We start from the raw sequence: 700 nt of genomic DNA on the forward strand, positions 1-700 counted from the left end.
TCTAATTTATGGCGATATAAATACACCATATTTTTAACCTCATTCTCTGATATTAAACCTTGTTTTAATAAATATTTTGAATAAATTTCCCGTGTAGTTTGGTGCTTTTTTATTTTTTTATACATAATTGGTTGTGTTATTGATGGGTCATCTGATTCATGATGGCCGCCGCGGCGGTAACATATCATATCAATTACTACATCTTTTTTGAATTTATTCCTATAATCAACTGCTAATTGTGTTACATATTGCCCAGCTTCTGGATCATCTCCATTTACATGAAAAACAGGATATTGAAACATTTTTGCAATCTCACTACTATATTTAGTTGATCGTGCATTGTGTCTTAAAGTAGTAAAACCTATCTGATTATTAATTATTATATGTAAAGTACCCCCTGTATTATATCCCTTTATTTTTGACATTTGTAATGTTTCCATTACTACACCTTGTCCAGAAAAGGCTGCATCACCATGAAGAACAATAGGTAATACTTTTTTTCTTGCCATATCATTAATATAATCTTGTCTCGCACGAACCGCTCCTTCTATTACTGGATAAATAATTTCTAAATGTGATGGGTTAAATGCTAATTTTAAATGCACAACTCCACCTTTTGTAATTATATTTGAACTAATCCCCTGATGATATTTCACATCACCAGAACCTGATTCATATATTTGTTTTCCTTCAAATTCAT

General features: G+C 30.7%; 1 protein-coding gene. It reads right to left on the bottom strand.

Going from position 1 to position 700, the window contains the following annotated elements; translation table 11 throughout:
- Positions 1 to 700 (bottom strand): thiamine pyrophosphate-dependent enzyme (locus IE124_RS36350; protein WP_268246774.1); only part of this gene is annotated, 700 nt, incomplete at both ends.

This window comes from Streptomyces narbonensis (assembly GCF_014649015.1).
GTDB classification, from domain to species: Bacteria; Actinomycetota; Actinomycetes; order Streptomycetales; family Streptomycetaceae; genus Streptomyces; species Streptomyces narbonensis.